General features: G+C 71.5%; 13 protein-coding genes and 1 riboswitch. Of the genes, 11 read left to right on the plus strand and 2 right to left on the minus strand.

The genetic code is table 11. The features are described 5' to 3' along the window. Positions 1-2,451, minus strand: coding sequence for a DNA topoisomerase (ATP-hydrolyzing) subunit A (locus tag ACFUNE_RS26870; RefSeq protein ID WP_383573211.1), 2,451 nt, complete (start codon positions 2,449-2,451; stop codon positions 1-3). Positions 2,452-2,696: 245 nt separating this feature from the next. On the opposite strand from ACFUNE_RS26870, the gene ACFUNE_RS26875 reads away from it, so the two are divergent. The 4 genes from ACFUNE_RS26875 (at position 2,697) to ACFUNE_RS26890 (ending at position 7,541) form a co-directional block, all read left to right on the plus strand. After that, positions 2,697-4,049 (plus strand): M16 family metallopeptidase, encoded by a 1,353-nt coding sequence (locus ACFUNE_RS26875; protein ID WP_383573214.1) that lies wholly within the window; start codon positions 2,697-2,699, stop codon positions 4,047-4,049. 26 nt (positions 4,050-4,075) lie between these two features. Continuing rightward, positions 4,076-5,458: a M16 family metallopeptidase gene (locus ACFUNE_RS26880; protein ID WP_383573440.1), complete on the plus strand. Its 1,383-nt coding sequence runs from the start codon at positions 4,076-4,078 to the stop codon at positions 5,456-5,458. 189 nt (positions 5,459-5,647) lie between these two features. Further along, a riboswitch (cyclic di-AMP (ydaO/yuaA leader) is annotated at positions 5,648-5,817 on the plus strand. Between the two features lie 12 nt (positions 5,818-5,829). After that, positions 5,830-6,612, plus strand: a complete 783-nt coding sequence (locus ACFUNE_RS26885) for a M23 family metallopeptidase (protein ID WP_383573217.1) — start codon at positions 5,830-5,832, stop codon at positions 6,610-6,612. 224 nt (positions 6,613-6,836) lie between these two features. Next, the gene (locus ACFUNE_RS26890) at positions 6,837-7,541 is read left to right on the plus strand and encodes a GntR family transcriptional regulator (RefSeq protein ID WP_383573220.1); all 705 of its coding nucleotides are present in this window, start codon (positions 6,837-6,839) and stop codon (positions 7,539-7,541) included. Between the two features lie 173 nt (positions 7,542-7,714). Here ACFUNE_RS26890 and ACFUNE_RS26895 read toward each other — a convergent pair whose 3' ends face one another. After that, positions 7,715-7,996, minus strand: coding sequence for an HPr family phosphocarrier protein (locus ACFUNE_RS26895; RefSeq protein WP_018520603.1), 282 nt, complete (start codon positions 7,994-7,996; stop codon positions 7,715-7,717). 163 nt (positions 7,997-8,159) lie between these two features. Here ACFUNE_RS26895 and ACFUNE_RS26900 point away from each other — a divergent pair, with 163 nt between their 5' ends. The 7 genes from ACFUNE_RS26900 to ACFUNE_RS26930 all read left to right on the plus strand — a co-directional run bounded on the left by ACFUNE_RS26900 (position 8,160) and on the right by ACFUNE_RS26930 (position 19,455). Further along, entirely contained in the window at positions 8,160-11,045 is a 2,886-nt protein-coding gene (locus tag ACFUNE_RS26900; RefSeq protein WP_383573223.1) for a GNAT family N-acetyltransferase, read from the plus strand. 94 nt (positions 11,046-11,139) lie between these two features. Continuing rightward, the gene (locus ACFUNE_RS26905; RefSeq protein ID WP_383573226.1) at positions 11,140-11,736 is read left to right on the plus strand and encodes a DUF5998 family protein; all 597 of its coding nucleotides are present in this window, start codon (positions 11,140-11,142) and stop codon (positions 11,734-11,736) included. Next, on the plus strand, positions 11,736-12,923 hold the full coding sequence (locus ACFUNE_RS26910; protein ID WP_383573229.1) for an alkaline phosphatase family protein: 1,188 nt from the start codon (positions 11,736-11,738) through the stop codon (positions 12,921-12,923). The genes ACFUNE_RS26905 and ACFUNE_RS26910 overlap by 1 nt, the downstream gene beginning before the upstream one ends. 55 nt (positions 12,924-12,978) lie before the next feature. Then, positions 12,979-13,629, plus strand: a complete 651-nt coding sequence (locus tag ACFUNE_RS26915; protein WP_383573232.1) for a thymidine kinase — start codon at positions 12,979-12,981, stop codon at positions 13,627-13,629. A 742-nt stretch (positions 13,630-14,371) separates the two neighbouring features. After that, positions 14,372-15,154 carry a DUF6338 family protein gene (locus ACFUNE_RS26920; RefSeq protein WP_383573235.1) on the plus strand — a complete coding sequence of 261 codons (783 nt, stop codon included), beginning with the start codon at positions 14,372-14,374 and terminating at the stop codon, positions 15,152-15,154. 42 nt (positions 15,155-15,196) lie between these two features. Continuing rightward, the gene (locus tag ACFUNE_RS26925) at positions 15,197-16,153 is read left to right on the plus strand and encodes a hypothetical protein (protein WP_383573238.1); all 957 of its coding nucleotides are present in this window, start codon (positions 15,197-15,199) and stop codon (positions 16,151-16,153) included. 59 nt (positions 16,154-16,212) lie between these two features. Continuing rightward, complete coding sequence (locus ACFUNE_RS26930) at positions 16,213-19,455, plus strand: hypothetical protein (protein ID WP_383573241.1); 3,243 nt, start codon at positions 16,213-16,215, stop codon at positions 19,453-19,455.

Below are 19,455 nucleotides of genomic sequence, written 5' to 3' on the forward strand. Positions count from 1 at the left end.
CTACAGCGGTCCGGCGATCACCGCGACCGGGCTGGTCAGGGGCGTGCCCGACCCGTCACGGCGCGGATCCGGGGCCGGCAGCTCGGCGGGCGCGCCGTTCTTCTGCGCGGCCCGTGCCGGGGCTCCGCCCACCCAGGCGAACACCAGGACGTCCTCCCCCTTGAGGAAGCGCTGGCAGCGCACGCCGCCGGTGGCCCTGCCCTTGCGCGGATACTGGTCGAACGGAGTGAGCTTCCAGGTGCGCTCGGAGTCGTCCAGCGTGCCGTGCGACCCGGCGACGGTGAAGACCACGGCGTCCGCCGCGGGGTCCACCGCGTTGAACGACAGGACCACGGTGCCCGGCGCTAGCTTGACGCCGGCCATGCCGCCTGCCGCGCGTCCCTGCGGACGCACGGCCGAGGCCGGGTAGCGCAGCAGCTGCGCGTCGGACGTGATGAAGACCAGGTCCTCCTCGCCCGTACGCAGCTGGGTGGCGCCGACGACGCGGTCACCGTCCTTCAGGGAGATGACCTCCAACTCGTCCTTGTTGGCCGGGTAGTCGGGCACCACACGCTTGACCACACCCTGCAGCGTGCCGATGGCGAGACCGGGCGCGTCCTCGTCCAGTGTGGTGAGGCAGACCAGCTCCTCGTCCGGCTCCAGCGTCAGGAACTCGGAGACCTGGGCCCCGCCAGAGAGGTTCGGAGCCGCGTGGGTGTCCGGCAGCTGCGGCAGGTCGATCACCGAGAGGCGCAGCAGCCGCCCGGTGGACGTCACCGCACCCACGTCCCCGCGAGCGGTGGCGGCGACGGCCGAGACGATCGCGTCGTGCTTCGTGCGCTTGGCGTCCTCGGCCTGGACGAGCGGCTCCGCGTTGGCCGTACGGGCCAGGAGGCCGGTCGAGGAGAGGAGGACCTGGCAGGGGTCGTCGGCGACCTCCAGCGGCACGGAGGCGACTTGCGAACCTGCGGACTCCAGCAGGACCGTGCGGCGATCAGTGCCGAACTTCTTCGCCACGGCGGCCAGTTCGGCCGAGACCAGCTTGCGCAGCTCGGCGTCCGACTCCAGGATCGCGGTCAGCTCGGCGATCTCCTCGGTCAGCTTGTCCCGCTCGGCCTCCAGCTCGATCCGGTCGAAGCGGGTGAGCCTGCGCAGCGGGGTGTCCAGGATGTACTGCGTCTGGATCTCGCTCAGCGAGAAGCGCTCCATCAGGCGCTCCTTCGCCTGCGCCGAGTTGTCGCTGTCCCGGATGAGGCGGATGACCTCGTCGATGTCGAGCAGCGCCACCAGGAGGCCCTCGACCAGGTGCAGCCGGTTGCGCCGCTTGGTCCTGCGGAACTCGCTGCGGCGGCGCACCACGTCGAAGCGGTGGTCGAGGTAGACCTCCAGGAGCTCCTTGAGCCCCAGGGTGAGAGGCTGCCCGTCGACCAGCGCCACGTTGTTGATGCCGAAGGACTCCTCCATCGGCGTCAGCTTGTAGAGCTGCTCCAGCACGGCCTCGGGGACGAAGCCGTTCTTGACCTCGATCACCAGACGCAGACCGTGGGCCCGGTCCGTGAGGTCCTTGACGTCGGCGATGCCCTGGAGCTTCTTCGAGCCGACGAGGTCCTTGATCTTGGCGATCACCTTCTCCGGGCCGACGGTGAAGGGGAGTTCGGTGACGACGAGACCCTTGCGACGGGCCGTGACGTTCTCTATGGCGACCGTGGCGCGGATCTTGAACGTGCCACGCCCGGCGGCGTAGGCGTCCTTGATGCCGCCGAGGCCGACGATCCGGCCGCCGGTCGGCAGGTCGGGCCCCGGGACGAAGCGCATCAGCGTCTCGAGGTCCGCGCCCGGGTGCCGGATGAGGTGGCGGGCGGCGGCGATGACCTCGCCGAGGTTGTGCGGGGGCATGTTGGTCGCCATGCCGACCGCGATCCCGGAGGCACCGTTGACCAGGAGGTTCGGGTACGCCGCCGGAAGGACGACCGGCTCCTGCTCCTGGCCGTCGTAGTTGGACTGGAAGTCGACGGTGTCCTCGTCGATCGACTCCGTCATCAGGGTCGTGGCGTCGGCCATCCGGCACTCGGTGTACCGCATGGCGGCGGGCGGGTCGTCGTTGCCCAGCGAGCCGAAGTTGCCGTGCCCGTCGACGAGGGGCAGGCGCATCGAGAACGGCTGTGCCATGCGCACCAGTGCGTCATAGATCGACGCGTCGCCGTGCGGGTGCAGTTTGCCCATCACCTCGCCGACGACGCGCGCGCACTTCACGTAGCCGCGGTCGGGGCGCAGCCCCATCTCGTTCATCTGGGACACGATGCGGCGGTGGACGGGCTTCATGCCGTCGCGGGCATCGGGCAGCGCCCTGGAGTAGATCACCGAGTACGCGTACTCGAGGAAGGAGCCCTGCATTTCGTCGACGACGTCGATGTCGAGGATCTTCTCCTCGAAGTCGTCCGGCGGCGGGGTTTTCGTGCTGCGGCGGGCCATCGCGGCTGCGACTCCTTCACAGATTCTGTCGGGCAACCTCAGGTTCTGACGCCGACCATTGTGGACCGCCGTACCGACAACGCCGACCTCGACCCGTCCGAAGCGGCCCCGGGGCCCCCGCTGAGCCCCCGTTTACGGCAGCATCTACGACAACATTCACCCAACGGGAACTTCGCCAGGTACCCGTGCGCTTGCTTAGAGTGGCAGGTCCGGCAGGAAATCCTGTACCGATCGAAGGGACGTACATGCCCATGGGTCACACGGCCACAGCCCAGGCCGGTTCCGGCGGCTTGACGGCGACCGAGCACCGCTTGGCCAACGGCCTGCGCGTGGTGCTCTCCGAGGACCATCTGACCCCCGTCGCCGCGGTCTGCCTCTGGTACGACGTCGGCTCCCGCCACGAGGTCAAGGGCCGCACAGGCCTGGCTCACCTCTTCGAGCACCTGATGTTCCAGGGTTCGGGCCAGGTCAAGGGGAACGGGCACTTCGAGCTGGTGCAGGGGGCCGGTGGTTCCCTGAACGGCACGACCAGCTTCGAGCGCACCAACTACTTCGAGACGATGCCCACGCACCAGCTGGAGCTGGCCCTGTGGCTCGAGGCCGACCGGATGGGCTCGCTGCTCGCCGCGCTCGACGAGGAGTCGATGGAGAACCAGCGGGACGTCGTGAAGAACGAGCGCCGCCAGCGCTACGACAACGTCCCGTACGGCACGGCCTTCGAGAAGCTCACCGCCCTCGCCTACCCGGAGGGCCACCCGTACCACCACACTCCGATCGGTTCGATGGCCGACCTGGACGCGGCGACCCTGGACGACGCGCAGGCGTTCTTCCGGACGTACTACGCGCCGAACAACGCCGTGCTCTCCGTCGTCGGGGACATCGACCCGGAGCAGACGCTCGCCTGGATCGAGAAGTACTTCGGTTCCATCCCCTCGCACGACGGCAAGCAGCCCCCGCGCGACGGCACGCTGCCGGACGTCATCGGCGAGCAGCTGCGCGAGGTCGTCGAGGAGGAGGTCCCCGCGCGTGCGCTGATGGCCGCCTACCGGCTGCCGCACGACGGCACGCGGGCGTGCGACGCCGCGGACCTCGCCCTGACCGTGCTCGGCGGCGGCGAGTCGTCCCGCCTGCACAACCGGCTGGTCCGCCGCGACCGTACGGCGGTGGCCGCCGGCTTCGGGCTGCTGAGGCTGGCCGGCGCGCCCTCCCTGGGCTGGCTGGACGTCAAGACGTCCGGTGGTGTCGAGGTGCCGCAGATCGAGGCGGCGGTCGACGAGGAGCTGGCCCGCTTCGCCGAGGAGGGTCCCACTCCGGAGGAAATGGAACGCGCTCAGGCGCAGTTGGAGCGCGAGTGGCTGGACCGGCTCGGCACGGTCGCCGGCCGCGCCGACGAACTGTGCCGGTACGCCGTCCTGTTCGGTGACCCGCAGCTCGCGCTGACCGCGGTGGGCCGCGTGCTCGACGTGACGGCGGACGAGGTCAGGGAGGCCGCCCGGGCCGCCCTGCGACCCGACAACCGTGCGGTCCTGGTCTACGAGCCGGTCGAACCGGCCGACGAGACGGACGGCACCGACGCGCACGAGGGGGCAGACAAGTGACCGACGCCGCCGTGACTGGAGTAGCGATGCAGTACCACCCGCAGCCGACCGCCGGCGAGGCCAGGCCCTGGGCCTTCCCCGCGCCCGAGCGTGGCGCCCTGCCCAACGGGCTGACCGTGCTGCGCTGCCACCGCCCCGGCCAGCAGGTCGTCGCCGTGGAGATCTTCCTCGACGCGCCGCTCGACGCCGAGCCCGAGGGGCTGGACGGCGTGGCGACGATCATGTCGCGCGCCCTGTCCGAGGGCACGGACAAGCGCTCCGCCGAGGAGTTCGCCGCGGAGCTGGAGCGCTGCGGCGCCACGCTGGACGCCCACGCGGACCACCCCGGGGTCCGCGTCTCCCTGGAGGTCCCGGTCTCCCGGCTGTCCAAGGCCCTCGGCCTGGTCGCCGAGGCCCTGCGGGCCCCGGCCTTTACGGAGAGCGAGGTCGAGCGCCTGGTCGTCAACCGCCTCGACGAGATCCCGCACGAGCAGGCCAACCCCGCCCGCCGGGCCGCCAAGCAGCTGTCCAGGGAGCTCTTCCCCGCCACGGCCCGGATGTCGCGTCCGCGCCAGGGCACCGAGGAGACGGTCCGGCGGATCGACGCCGCGGCCGTGCGCGCCTTCTACGACGCCCACGTCCGGCCGTCCACGGCGACGGCGGTCGTCGTCGGCGACCTCACCGAGGTGGATCTGGACGCGCTGCTCGCCGAGACCGTCGGCGACTGGTCGGGCAATGCGGGCCAGGCCCGCCCGGTGCCCCCGATCACCGCGGACGACACCGGCCGTGTGGTCATCGTGGACCGTCCCGGAGCCGTGCAGACACAGCTGCTGATCGGCCGCATCGGCGCGGACCGGCACGACAGCGTGTGGCCCGCCCAGGTCCTCGGCACCTACTGCCTGGGAGGCACGCTCACCTCGCGGCTGGACCGCGTGCTGCGCGAGGAGAAGGGCTACACCTACGGCGTCCGGGCCTTCGGACAGGTGCTGCGCTCGACTGCGCCCGGTTCCTCGTCCGGGGCGACCGGTGCCGCCATGCTCGCCATCAGCGGCTCCGTCGACACGGAATCCACGGGGCCCGCGCTCGACGACCTCTGGAAGGTCCTGCGCACCCTGGCGGCAGAAGGGCTCACCGACGCGGAGCGTGAGACCGCCGTGCAGAACCTCGTGGGCGTCGCCCCGCTGAAGTACGAGACGGCGGCCTCGGTGGCGGGCACTCTCGCCGACCAGGTGGAGCAGCACCTGCCGGACGACTACCAGGCCGAGCTGTACGCGCGCCTGGCCGGGACCGGCACGGTCGAGGCGACCGCCGCAGTGGTCAACGCGTTCCCGGTGGACCGGCTGGTCACCGTCCTGGTCGGGGACGCCTCGCAGATCGCGGAGCCCGTCCGGGCGCTCGGCATCGGAGAGGTGTCGGTCGTCTCCGGCTGACATGACGGGACATCAGGGGCCCCGGCGGGCAATCCCGCCGGGGTTCTGTCATTTGTCCGTATAGTCGCAAAAGTTTCTGTTCATCCTGTGGGATGTACGACAAAAGCCCCGTTCCGTTTGGTGAGGGGAAGCGGCTCGCTCTAGCGTCGGCCCGGCTGTCCGTCAGACGAATGCCGCATCCGTGGCGCCGGGCAGCCATCGCCGAGTCCCCGTCAGGCGCGAGCCTGGGGAGCCGGGGACCCACGCAGTCCCTGGGGTGAATCGGATCCCTGTACCTCGCACGAGTCTCCAGGGGCCCGTAGGAGACCTTCCTGCTCCGAACCCGTCAGCTAACCCGGTAGGCGAGAAGGAAGGAAAGGACCAGCCCCTCCATGGCGTTCATCCGTGCCACCGGGAAGCACCGTGCCCCGAGCCGCCTGACGCGCAAGAGCGCCGAGGTCGCCGGCATCGCGGCCCTGGCCACCGCCGGTGTCATCGGCGCCACCGCGTCCCCCGCCCTCGCCGCGGAATCCGAGACCCCCGCCTCCTCCTCCACCGGTCTGACGCAGACCGTCGCCCTCGACACCACGCTTGCCGCCCAGATCGACGCCCAGGCGAAGGCCCAGGCGCACCAGGCCGAGGTCGAGGCCAAGGCGAAGGCCGCCGCGAAGGCCAAGGCCGAGGCGAAGCGCAAGGCCGAAGCCCGCGCCAAGGAGGTCCGCGAGGAGAAGGCGCGTGCCGCCCGCGCCGCCGAGCGCGCCCGGCTGAACGCCTTCCACCTCCCGGTCGCCGGCTCGCACGTGACCACGGGCTACCAGTCCGGCGGCGCGCTCTGGTCCTCCGGTACCCACTCCGGAGTGGACTTCCAGGCGGCGTCCGGCACCTCCGTCGTCGCGGTCGGCGCCGGCACCGTCGTCGAAGCGGGCTGGGGCGGCGCGTACGGCAACAACATCGTGCTCAAGATGAAGGACGGCACGTACACCCAGTACGGCCACCTGTCCTCGATCGGTGTCTCCGTCGGCCAGAGCATCGGATCGGGCGAGCAGATCGGCATCTCCGGTTCGACCGGCAACTCCACCGGGCCGCACCTGCACTTCGAGGCCCGGACCACCCCCGAGTACGGATCGGACATGGACCCCGTCGCCTACCTCCGTGCCCACGGCGTCCAGGTCTGACCCCACCCCCGCACGGCACCGCTCCGACGAAGGCCCCGGCATGTGCCGGGGCCTTCGCCGTGCGTCCGGGGAGGTGTGTGCCGAAGCCCCCGAAGAACTGCTCCCTGGCCAAAAGATATCCATGGATTCCACCCTGCCATCGGAAATTCCCGCAGGTTGCAATAGAGTCGCAGAACAGGCGTCGATCAGCCGCGTTTCGCGGGGATTAAGGCGGAGGTTCGGACATGCGCATTCCCGCGCATTCGGTATGCACGGCAATCCGTGACGACATCGTCTCCGGTGTCTTCGAGCGCGGCAGCCGCCTCACCGAGGAGGTGCTCGCGCGTCGCTACGGCGTCTCCCGCGTCCCCGTACGCGAGGCGCTGCGCACCCTGGAGTCCGAGGGGTTCGTCGTCACCCGCCGGCACGCCGGCGCCTGCGTCGCCGAGCCCACGGAGCAGGAGGCCGCCGACCTCCTGGAGATCCGGATGCTCCTGGAGCCCCTGGGAGCCGCACGGGCGGCCCAGCGTCGTACCGACGCGCACCTCAAGGTGCTCCGAGGCCTGGTCAGGCTGGGGCAGGAGCGGGTCCGCCGGGGGGAGGGGGAGGATCTGCGCTCCCTGGGCGGCTGGTTCCACGAGACGCTGGCGCAGGCATCAGGCAGTCCGGCGCTCATCGCGTTGCTCACCCAGCTCCGGCACAAGATCACCTGGATGTACGCCGTCGAACAGCCGGCTCGCCCCGCGGACTCCTGGGCGGAGCACGGCGCTCTCGTCGACGCCGTGGCGCGCCGCGACGGGGAACGCGCCAGGATGCTCGCCGCCCAGCACGCGGAGCGGGCCACTGCGGCACATCGGCTGCGTCGCCCGGACCGCACCGGGCACACGGCGGCCGCGGCCCGCGTGAGGACTTCGCAACACCCCGTAAACATCGCGGGCGTCCGTCATTAACAATTGCGCCGTATACAAAGAGTGGTAATTACCGGAGGGCTTTCTTTTTGCTGCCCTGATCCCGAATTCCGGTGCTTGCCCGCTCTTGCTCCTGAAACAGAAGAGCCGCGGCTCCCGGGTAGGGGTGCCGCGGCTTTCCCGCAGAAAAGGATCCGGATCGGGAACGGCCCGGATCAGACGGTCTCCGGGAGCTCCTCGAGCCCCTCGGCGACCAGCTTCGCCAGACGGTCCAGGGCGGCCTCGGCGTTGTCCGCCTCGGACGCGAGCACGATCTCCTCGCCGCCCTGGGCGCCCAGTCCGAGCACCGCGAGCATGGAGGCGGCGTTCACGGGGTTGCCGTCCGCCTTGGCGATCGTCACGGGGACGCCGGAGGCCGTGGCGGCACGGACGAAGATGGAAGCGGGGCGGGCGTGCAGGCCCTCGGCCCAACCGACGTTGACGCGGCGCTCAGCCATGGTTCTGCCCTTCACGTATCAATAGGTTGTCTAGACCAGTCTCTCATGTGGTGCGCACTGCTGTGCCCGGCGTCGCGCCGGGCACTCACCGCCCGCCGGTCGCCTCAGCCTGCCCCTGCCGCGAACCCGCCGCGACCGGTGTGCAGGGCCGTAGGCTTTGCCCATGGAGCCCACTCCGGAGCAGAGTCCGCACCACGCGTACCCCGACCACTGGGAGGCGGACGTGGTGCTCCGCGACGGTGGCACCGCGCGCGTCAGGCCCATCACCACGGACGATGCCGAGCGGCTGGTCAGCTTCTACGAGCAGGTGTCCGACGAGTCGAAGTACTACCGCTTCTTCGCCCCGTATCCGCGTCTCTCCGCCCGGGACGTGCACCGCTTCACCCATCACGACTACGTCGACCGGGTGGGACTGGCCGTCACGGTCGGCGGCGAGTTCATCGCCACCGTGCGCTTCGACCGGATCGACGAACAGGGCCGGCCCGCCTCCGCCCCCGCGGACGAGGCCGAGGTCGCCTTCCTCGTCCAGGACGCCCATCAGGGCCGTGGCGTGGCGTCCGCCCTGCTCGAACACATCGCCGCGGTGGCCAGGGAGCGGGGCATCCGGCGCTTCGCCGCCGAGGTGCTGCCCGCCAACAACAAGATGATCAAGGTGTTCCGGGACGCCGGGTTCACCCAGCAGCGCAGCTTCGAGGACGGCTCCGTCCATCTCACCCTCGACCTCGAGCCCACGGCCGAGTCCCTCGCCGTCCAGCGCGCCCGCGAACAGCGCGCCGAAGCGCGCTCCGTGCAGCGTCTGCTGGCCCCCGGTTCGGTCGCGGTCGTCGGTGTCGGCCGGGAGCCGGGAGGCGTGGGCAGGACGGTGCTGCGCAACCTCCTCGGCTCGGGCTTCACCGGTCGCGCGTACGCGGTGAACGCGTCCTTCGCCGCGGACGTGGGCACGGCCGAAGGGGTTCCCGCGCACCGCTCCGTGGGCGGGATCGGCGAGCAGGTCGACCTCGCCGTCGTCGCCGTCCCCGCCGACCGGGTGCCCGAGGTCGTCGCCGACTGCGGAGAGCACGGGGTCCAGGGGCTCGTCGTCCTGTCCGCCGGGTACGCCGAGCGCGGCGCCGAAGGGCGGGAGCGGCAGCGTGAGCTGGTCCGGCAGGCACGCTCGTACGGCATGCGGATCATCGGCCCCAACGCCTTCGGCATCATCAACACCTCCGACGAGGTCCGCCTCAACGCCTCCCTCGCCCCCGAGTCGCCCAAGGCGGGGCGCATCGGGCTCTTCACCCAGTCCGGCGCCATCGGGATCGCCGTCCTGTCCGGCCTCCACCGGAGGGGCGCCGGCCTGTCGGCGTTCATCTCCGCGGGCAACCGGGCCGACGTCTCCGGAAACGACTTCCTGCAGTACTGGTTCGAGGACCACGGAACCGATGTCGCTCTGCTCTACCTGGAGTCGCTCGGCAACCCGCGCAAGTTCACCCGGCTCGCCCGCCGGACGGCGGCCGTGAAACCCGTCGTCGTGGTGAAGGGCGCCCGGCACAGCGGATCCGCCCCGCCCGGCCACGCCGTACCGGCCGGCCGGATCCCCGACGCGACGGTGTCCGCGCTGATGCGGCAGGCGGGCGTGATCCTCGTCGACACCGTGACGGAGATGGTCGACGCGGGCCTGCTCCTCGCCGGCCAGCCGCTGCCGGACGGACCCAGGGTGGCGATCCTCGGCAACTCGGAGTCCCTGGGACTCCTCACCTACGACGCCTGCCTCGCGGAGGGGCTGCGCCCGCGTCCGCCCCGCGACCTCACCACGGCGGCGGGCCCCGGCGACTTCCGGGACGCCCTGGCGGAGGCCCTCGCCGACCGGACCTGCGACGCCGTGATCGTGACCGCGATCCCCTGGGTGGGGGAGAACGGAGAGGCGGAGACCGGGGACGGCGAGGTACTGGCGGCCGCGCTCCGTGAGGCGGCGGCCGGCGGCCCCGCCAAGCCGGTGGCGGTGGTGCACGTGGAGATGGGCGGCCTGGCGCAGGCCCTGGCCGCCGCCACGAGCACGGCCACTCCGGCCGGCACGCCGCCGGCCGCACCCGCCGCCGGTCCGGCGCCGTCCTCCCCGTCGCCCGCACCGGCGGAGAACGGGCCCCGGGGCGGGGGCTCGGCACCGGCCGGGCTGCCGCCGGAGGAGGACGCCACCGGGCGCATCCCCGCCTACCCCGCCGCCGAGCGGGCCGTCCGGGCGCTCGCCGAGGTGGTGAAGTACGCCCAGTGGCGGCGTCAGGCGGCCGCCCCCGGCAAGGTGCCCGAATTCCTGGACGACACCATCGACGAACACGGGACCGCCGGGCTGATCGACACGCTGCTCGGGCCGAGTCCCGACCCGCGAGGCCGTCCCCTCACCCACGACGAGGCCCGCGAGCTGCTCGACCGCTACGGCATCACCGTGCGGTCGGCGCTTCCCGCACCCGATCCGGAGGCCGCCGTCGCCGCCGCCGCGGAGCTCGGCTACCCGGTGGCCCTCAAGACCACCGCACCCCACCTCCGCCACCGTGCCGACCTGGGTGGCGTCCGGCTCGATCTGGCCGGCGAGAACGCCCTGCGCCGGTCGTACGACGAGCTGACCGACCTGCTCGGCTCGCCCGCGGAACTCCGGCCTGTCGTGCAGGCCATGGCACCCCGGGGCGTCGACACCGTCGTCAGGGCCTCGATCGACGCTGCCGCCGGCGCCGTCCTCTCCTTCGGCCTTGCCGGGGCGCCCTCCGAACTGCTGGGCGACACGGCCCACCGTCTCGTCCCCGCCACCGACCGCGACGTCGCCGAGCTCATCCGCTCGATCAGGGCGGCTCCGGTGCTGTTCGGCTGGCGCGGCGCCGCGCCGGCGGACACCGCGGCGCTCGAAGAGCTCCTTCTGCGCGTCTCCCGGCTGGTCGACGACCACCCCGAAGTGGTGTCGGTCGCCCTGGAGCCCGTGGTCGTGGCGACGCACGGGCTGACGGTCCTCGGGGCGAGCGTCCGGCTCGCCCCGCCGCCCGCCCGCAGCGACCTCGGCCCCCGTCGGCTTCCCAGTTACTGACCGGCGGATCCGTGCGGGGGCCCGTACCCGGATCCGCGTACGGGCCCCCGCACGGCGTCCCCGGCAGCCACCGGCCCCCCGTAGGATGGTCCTCATGGCAAAGACCGGTACGACGACCCAGGGGCTGCGCGCGGCGATCGAGCGCAGCGGCTACTACCCGGCCCTCGTGGCCGAGGCGGTGGAGGCCGCCGTCGGCGGGGAGCCGGTCGCTTCGTACCTGGTGCACCAGGAGACCACCTTCGACTCCAACGAGGTCCGCCGCCATGTCACGGTCCTCGTCCTGACGGACACCCGCTTCATCGTCAGCCACACCGACGAGCAGGCCGCCGACACCAGCTCCCCGACGCCGTACGCCACGACGTCCACGGAGTCGGTCAAGCTCGACCGGATCTCGTCCGTCGTGGTCAGCCGCGTGGTCGCCAATCCCGAGAAGTACGTGCCCGGCACCCTGCCCCGCGAGGTCGTCCTGACCATCGGCTGGGGCGCGGTCTCCCGCATCGACCTCGAACCCGCCGCCTGCGGCGACCCCAACTGCGAGGCCGACCACGGCTACACCGGCAGCTCCACCGCCGACGACCTGAGCCTGCGTGTCAGCGAGGCCGGCGACGGCCCGGACACCGTGCGCCAGACCCTCGCGTTCGCCCAGGCCCTCTCCGAAGCCACGGCCGCGACCGCGCCGCCCACCCGCTGATGGTCCAGCCCGCCTGGCAGGACCCCGTCCTGCTCGCTCCGGAAAGCGCGCCCGTGCCCGAGTACGGCAGCGGCTCGCTCGCCGATCTGCTGCCGACGCTCGTGGCGGGGCAGGGCGTGCCCGGCTTCGGGGCGGCGATCCCGGAGCTCACCCCCGCCGACCGGAACTGCGTCTTCCTGATCGACGGCCTCGGCTGGGAGCAGATCAAGGCCCACCCGGACGAGGCACCCTTCCTGCACTCCCTGCTGCCCACCTCCCGCGGCGGCACCGGCCGGCCGATCACCTCGGGCTTCCCGGCGACCACGGCGACATCCCTCGCCTCGGTCGGTACGGGCCTCGCCCCCGGAGAGCACGGCCTTCCCGGCTACACGGTGCGCAACCCGGAGACGGGCGCGCTGATGAACCAGCTCCGCTGGAGGCCGTGGACCGACCTCAAGGCCTGGCAGCCGTACCCCACCGTCTTCCAGCTCGCCGACGCCGCGGGCGTGCGTACGGCCCAGGTCTCCGCCCCCGGCTTCGAGCAGACCCCGCTCACCAAGGTCGCGCTCAGCGGTGGTTCCTTCCTGGGGCGGCTCACCGGCGAGGACCGGATGGACCTCGCCGCCGAGCGGCTCGCCGCCGGCGACAGGTCCCTGGTCTACACGTACTACAGCGAGGTCGACGGCCAGGGGCACCGCTTCGGCGTCGACTCCGACGCCTGGCGGGGCCAGCTCATGTACGTCGACGGGCTCGCCCGGCGTCTCGCCGAGCAGCTGCCGCCCCGCTCGGCGCTGTACATCACCGCCGACCACGGCATGATCGACATCCCGTTCGACGAGCAGTCCCGCATCGACTTCGACGAGGACTGGGAGCTGGGCGCCGGGGTCGCCCTGCTGGGCGGCGAGGGCCGCGCCCGTCATGTGTACGCGGTCCCCGGTGCCGAGGCCGACGTGCTCACGGTCTGGCGCGAGGTGCTCGGCGAACAGTTCTGGGTGGCGAGCCGGGACGAGGCCGTCGCGGCGGGATGGTTCGGTCCGCGGATCGACGAGCGGGTGTACGGCAGGATCGGCGACGTCGTGGCCGCCGCCCACGACGACGTGGTGATCACCGCTTCGGTCAAGGAGCCCAACGAGTCCGCCATGGTGGGCATGCACGGATCGCTGACCCCCGTGGAGCAGCTCGTCCCGCTCCTCGAAGTACGCTCGTAGCCGGCGTTTCCCCCACCTCGACAGCACCGCACCCCCGAAAGGCGCTCGACTTCTCATGCCCGAGCTTGTGTTCTTCTCCGGAACGATGGACTGCGGAAAGAGCACGCTGGCCCTCCAGATCGGCCACAACAGGTCGGCACGCGGTCTGCAGGGTGTGATCTTCACCCGGGACGACCGGGCGGGGGAGGGGAAGCTGTCGTCCCGGCTCGGCCTGGTCACGGAGGCGGTCGAGGCGGCACCGGGGATGGACCTGTACGGCTACCTCGTGAGCCGGATGTCGCAGGGCGACAAGGTCGACTACGTGATCGTGGACGAGGCCCAGTTCCTCGCTCCCGAGCAGATCGACCAGATAGCCCGCGTCGTCGACGATCTCGGCCTCGACGTGTTCGCCTTCGGTATCACCACGGACTTCCGCACCAAGCTGTTCCCGGGCTCCCAGCGGCTGATCGAACTGGCGGACCGCATAGAGACGCTCCAGGTCGAGGCCATGTGCTGGTGCGGTGCCCGTGCCACGCACAATGCCCGGACGGTCGGCGGGGTGATGGTGGTCGAGGGGGAACAGGTGGTCGTCGGCGACGTCGACCGGCCGGCCGCCGACATCGGCTACGAGGTCCTCTGCCGCAGGCATCACCGCCGCCGCATGACGAGCGCGGCGGCCCACGCGGGTGCCCTGTCGCCGGACGTGCTGCCGGTCAACCACGGCTGAGTGTCGGCCTGCCCGGCCCCGCGCCGCGGCGCTGCCTGATCGTTTCACCACGGGATCGGTTCGGTGGGGCTGCCCGGGGCTGACCCGCATCTTTCTGCGACGGCGTCGGGTGTCCGAGGCGCAAGCCGTGGGTGGAATACGCACGTGCTGCTCGATGGTCTGCGGGGTGTCATGCTCCCCCACGAGCAGAATGGCGCAGGTCCTTCTGGTCCTTACACGGTACGAGGTGCTGTGGGACAGCCATCCGGCAGCTGGATGCCGGGCGGAGGGATGTGAGGGGTCGCACGTGGCCCCGCCGGGCGTGGTCTGCCCGGTCCGGGACCAGGAGCAAGGTGGCCCGGCGGGGCAGCGCTCAACTCTGCACGCATGCGCGGGAGAGATGCTCGGATCATGGCTCGTGACTGCTTCTACCCGTCCGCCTACCGCGGCTTCGGGGGAGGCGGGGGAGGCGGAGGGCCTGAGGATCGAGGGGGCTTGACGACCGGCACCGGATCGCCGAGCGGGTCCCCGAGAGGCCCGTCCCAATCATCGAGGGCGGCGTCCGCGTTCGCCTCCCCCGTCTCATCCGTACCTGTGTTCACCTCAGTAACCCCTTGTGGAATCGAACCGAACTCGGCTTTTCCATCCGGCACTTGTCCCTCCCCTGGAGGTGCTAGAAATCATTGCCCGCATCCTAATGACCGGTAGGTCGGGCAAGTGCGGCTTCATGCATGTTCGGATTGTTTCGCCGTGAGGAGCGCCCGTGCCCACGAACATCGTCGGATTCGTGATGCTCGTCGTCCTCGCACTTCCTGGCTATGTCTACCATCAGGCGCTCGACCGGCATGTCCCGAAGAGGGTGCACACCTCGTTCATGGAGCTGGTGTCCATCCTGTTCGCCAGCGTGATCGTCGATGCCGTGACGCTTTCCCTCCTCAAAGCGGGATCGAGTTTCGGGCTCTGGTACAACCCGGGTTTTCGCGCGCTCTACCGAAGCCCGCGCACGTACGTCATGGACCACTTCACAGCGATCTCGATCTGGTCCGCCGCCGCGCTCGCCCTTGCTTGTGTGATCGGATACGGCGCAGGTGCGGGCCAGTGGAGGCGACTGCTCCCCGGACTTCTGCAGAGTCGGCTGCACGCGCGGACCAGACGGCTCGAACCGCAACATTCGGCCTGGTGGCTGCTCTTCAGAGAGCACCGCGACGCAGACGTCTACGTCGGCTGTGTCCTCGACGACGGAAGCTATCTCGCCGGGTTGCTGCACAGCTACAGCCGGGTGCCCACCGAGCACGGCGACCGCGAACTCACCCTCCGGGGCGACATCTCCTACCGGCCGCCCGGGGACGACACGACGGTCGTGCTGCCGGAGGTCAACGCGGCAGCGGTCAGCGCCCGCCGCCTGACTTTCGTGACGGTCAGCTACATATCGCGTGTCGAGGAGCTCCCCGAGGAGACGCCCGAGCTGCCGACCGCGAGCCCTCGTGCGGCTTTCACGCCTCCCGTCGCTTCCATTCCCACTGTCGTCCGGCCAGGTCAGGAGTAGCCAGTGACTGTTGTGCTCACTGATCGGTGGGGAGGCTGCGCGGTGAGCGAGACCGTCGCACAGTTGCTGTTCCGTGCCCGGGCCCTGGCGGCGGAGGAGCGGTCGGCCGATGTGCTCGGCCGCCATCTCGTGCTGGCCGTCGGTGAGGCCGTCTCAGGCTCCACCCCGTCCTTGCTGCGCGATGCCTTGGCGACGGTGGGTTTCTCGTACGACGCACCACCAGGGGGCGACCTGTCCGCGCCGGCCAGTACGCTACCGGGCCTGTCCCCACCCCTGCCCGACGATGCGACCCGCGCTCTGCTGGCCTCTCTCGACGCCTGGGCCGGGCTGACCGGCGACACCCGCGCGACGAGCCTGCACCTGCTGGCCGTCCTGGTCGAGGACTGTCCCGATGCCTCGGAACTCCGGCAGTCGGGCCTGACGGCCGATGACGTCCTCCGCGCGGCCGCCCGTCACCGGTACGGGACGTCCCGCTCCGGTCCCGGTCCTGACTTTGACGAGGACACCCCCTTCACACGGCTCCAGCAGGCGAAGAGCGAGCTGTTCACGGTGGAGAGGCCACCCAGGACCGAGGAACTCAGGCGGAGGACACCCAAGTTCCTGTCACCGAAGCTGACGCGAGCGAACAACCATGTCATGCCCGAGCACGTGCAACGGCTGAACACGCCACGCGGCGTACGGCAGATCCGTCGGATGGCGCTGCTGAATCCGCCTGCCGAAATCGCGCGCTGGGCCACGGTCCTGGCGCTGATCGTGCAAGGTCTGGGCCCCGGTCCGTGGTGGCTGGCGCTCCTCACGATCCTTGTCTGGCGCCCGGCGAACCAGCTGTCCCTCCTGTACTGGTTGATCGTGAAGGGGATACCGGTGCTCCTCGTCCCGGGGCCGCTGCGCTACGCCGTCTGCTGTGCCGCGCTTCTGGACCTTCTTCACGCCCACAGCCAGCTGCTGATGAAACGGGTGGACCTGGCCGAGCCCGGGCTGAGCCTCGGCGGGCTGTGACGCCGGTTCTGGGGCCCGCACATCGAGCGTGTGCTGGGTGACACCGAGGCGGTGAACCGATGAGTGGGCGGCCCCGGGGGAAGGGGCGGAGTGCGCGCACGGCACCCGAGTTCAGGAGCGAACAAGGGGCGACCGACTGGCTCGCGCGACGTGGCGGACCGGAGGATCTCGCGGCGGAGGCGCTCGTCGCACCCATCAGCCTGCTGGTGACCAGAAGAGTCGCCTCCACCGAGGCGCTGGGCGGCCTCGGCGCGACGCTGGCTGTGATCCCCGCGATCGTGCGGGACCATCGCGCATGGCGCCGGCACAGGACGAACCGGCGCCACCTCGGTCTCTGGCTGATGGACGCCTCGGGTCTGGATGCGCGCACGTACATGCTGCGTCCGACCTTGCTCCGGCTGTACGTCGGACTGCCCACGGTGGCAGTCGTGCTGGGTCTGGAGGGCACGGGGACCCGGCAGTTGATCGCCGCCGTCATGATATTCACGGCCGTCAGCCTCCTCACGATCCGGAACCTCCGGTGGGCGGCTGGGCCCGCCGCGGCGGCCCTGGCCGCGAGCCCGGGGCTGTGGTGGCTGGACGCGCTGGCGCTGTGGGCGACGTTCCTCGTGCTCGCTTCATGGGACATGTGGGAGCTGATGGGGAGCCCATGGTGGGCGCGGGGGCCCGCCTTCGCGTTCGTTCCGGCACGTACCCGGATCAGGCTCAGGGCCCGTCGCCAGTGGTCGTCCTTCGCAACAGCGGTGGATCTCGCCTCCCACGGCCGGGCCGACAGCGCGGCTCCGTTCGTCGCCGACGTGCGGAAACGGCCCGTTCCCGCTGACTGTGAACCCGTTCTGCGCATGGTCCGTGCCATGCGGCAGTTGCACGCGGAGGACAGAGCGGGCGCGCTGCTGACCGCGCGGGAGGCCGCCGAGGCCGCGCGGAGCGCGCCGGACCCGCTGCGTGGCTGGTGCCTGGGGGAGCTGTCGCGGGTGTTCGCCGCCAACGGGGAGAGCGATCGGGCGGCGGCCGTGGGCGCCGATGCCGTACGACTGCTGTCGGGTCGCCGGGGCCGTACCCACCGCAGACGGCTCGTCATCGAGGAGCTGGACCGCGGGATGGAGGAAAAGCCCCTTCACGAAGCCCTGCGCGACGTCCATACGATGCGGCGCACCGCGCTGCGCTCCAAGGACAGTTGGCTGACGCTCAGGACGGAACTGTGGCTTGCCCAGCTGTTGCTGCGTGCCGGGAACGACGAGGGCGCCCGCCACTCCCTGCGGTGTGCCCACCGCAACGACGCGCGTTCGGATTTCCTCGTGCCACCCGACGAGGCCGCTCGTGTCCGGCTGTTGTCGGCAACGGTCCTGGTGGAACGCACGGAGAGACGCGACGACGGCCGACGTGACGCGCTTGCCGCGCTGGCCCAGGTCGACGCCCGCACCAGACCGCTCGCCGCCGCCGCGGCGAGGCAGGTACTCGCTCGCGCGGACGAAGCAGACGGACACGAACGGGCGGCGCTCGCCCAGGCGGTGCAAGCCCTGCTCGTGGTGCACGAGACCCGCTACCAGGTGGGCACGGGTCAGGGACGCAAGCTGTGGGAACACATGCAGCTCAGTGCCTACGGAACCGCCCTGAGGCTGGCCTCGCGGCAGGGCCGGGCGGCGAGCGCGGTGGTCGCGGAGATCGTCGAGACGGCCAGGGGGGAAGTGCTGCCCCGGCGCATGGACGATGCGGAGCTGGCCAGGCACCGGGCGTTGTGGGAGGCGGTGGGCGCCGCGCAGCTGAGGGGGACCGGCGGAGGTGACGAGAGTCGCGCGAGCGACGCGGCGCAGACGGGCGGCGACAGCCGGCCCGGCGCCGACCACGCCGGCAGTCCCGGACAGGCGGCGCTCGCCGAGATCGGGCTGAGCCCTGTGCGCAGGCCCCCTTCGATCGCCGTGGCCGGTTCGCGGCGACTGCCCGCCGGGGTCATGGCGGGGGCCGGGGCTCGCGGAGCCGACGAGCAGGAGGCCGACTTCGACCTTGACAGGGCGCTCGTGGCCGTCGCGGGCCGCTGCTGGTACTGGAGCGCGGTGACCGTCCAGTACCGCTACTACTGGACGGTGCGCGCACCGTCCGGTGAGTGGTCGCACGGTTGGCGGCCCCTGGGGCCGGGGACCGAGGCCGCGCTCGCCGACAAGGACCTGCGCGACGCCCTGCCGCTGCCGCGGCCCGGCGAGGCGGCGGAAGCACTGCGGGGACGGGTCACGAGCGGCGCACTGTCGGCGCCGGCGAGCGACGGGCGCGAACTGACCCTGCTGAGCCGGGTGTCCGCGGCCTTTCTGCCGGAACCCCTGGCGAAGGGCCTGGCCGCTCACACCGGAAGCACGGTCTCCGTCGTCGTGGCGCTCCCGGCCGCACTCGGCCATGTCCCGGTTGCGGCACTGCCCTTGACCGCGGGACGCGACGTTCGCGTCGTCGACATGGCCCGGGTGATACACGTACCCGCCTGGGCCGTGATCGGCCAGTGTCTGGCGCGGCCCGCAGGCCGGCTCGGGGCCCCCGGTGAACTGAAACTGGCCGTGCTCCGACCGGACCACGCCGAAGGCGACACCGAAGCGACCGAGGAAGCCCGAGCGGCGACGGGGGGCGGACCGGCCGGGCCCGGTGCGCGGTCCGCGGAGACGACGAAGCCCGTTCTGCAACCCCCGGCGCGTGCCCGGCGGGTCCTGCGCGGACCTGTCACCAAGGAGGAGCTCACCCGGGCGCTGCGGCAACTCGCCGCCCTGGACGAGCGTGACGGGCTGCTGTACCTCCTCGGCCATGTCGGCGTCGTGCCGGGCAATCCCTATCTGAGTGGGTTGCGCGTCGCCCCGACGCCAGGAGACGGCACGGAGCCGGGCGGTACGGCGATGCTGTCGATGGCGGACATGCTGGACAGGCCGGACGGGGGTCCCGGGACCGTGGACGAAACCGGCGTCAGCTGTCCTGTCCCCCGCAAGGTCCTGGCCGTCGGCTGTGCGAGCCTCGGACTGGAGCTGTCGCCTTCGGAGAAGGGGAAGGACCCGGTCCGCACGCCGGTGAGTGAGTGGCTGGGCCTCGGCTCCGCGCTCCTGCTCGCCGGCGCGGATCACGTCGTCTGCACGGTCTACCCGGTGCTCCACCCCTCGGCCCAGCTGGAGGCCGCGGCGCGGCTCCTGACACTCCGGCTCTGTGCGGGTACCGCCCCGCCGGATGCTCTGCGCGAGATGCAACTCGCCCACTTGGAACGGTGGCGTCGAGGAGCGGGCGGCAGGCCCTTCGTCTGGCAGGCCTTCGCCTACACAGGAGTGGGAGGCTGA

Source organism: Streptomyces sp. NPDC057287 (assembly GCF_042667905.1).
Taxonomy (GTDB): Bacteria; Actinomycetota; Actinomycetes; order Streptomycetales; family Streptomycetaceae; genus Streptomyces.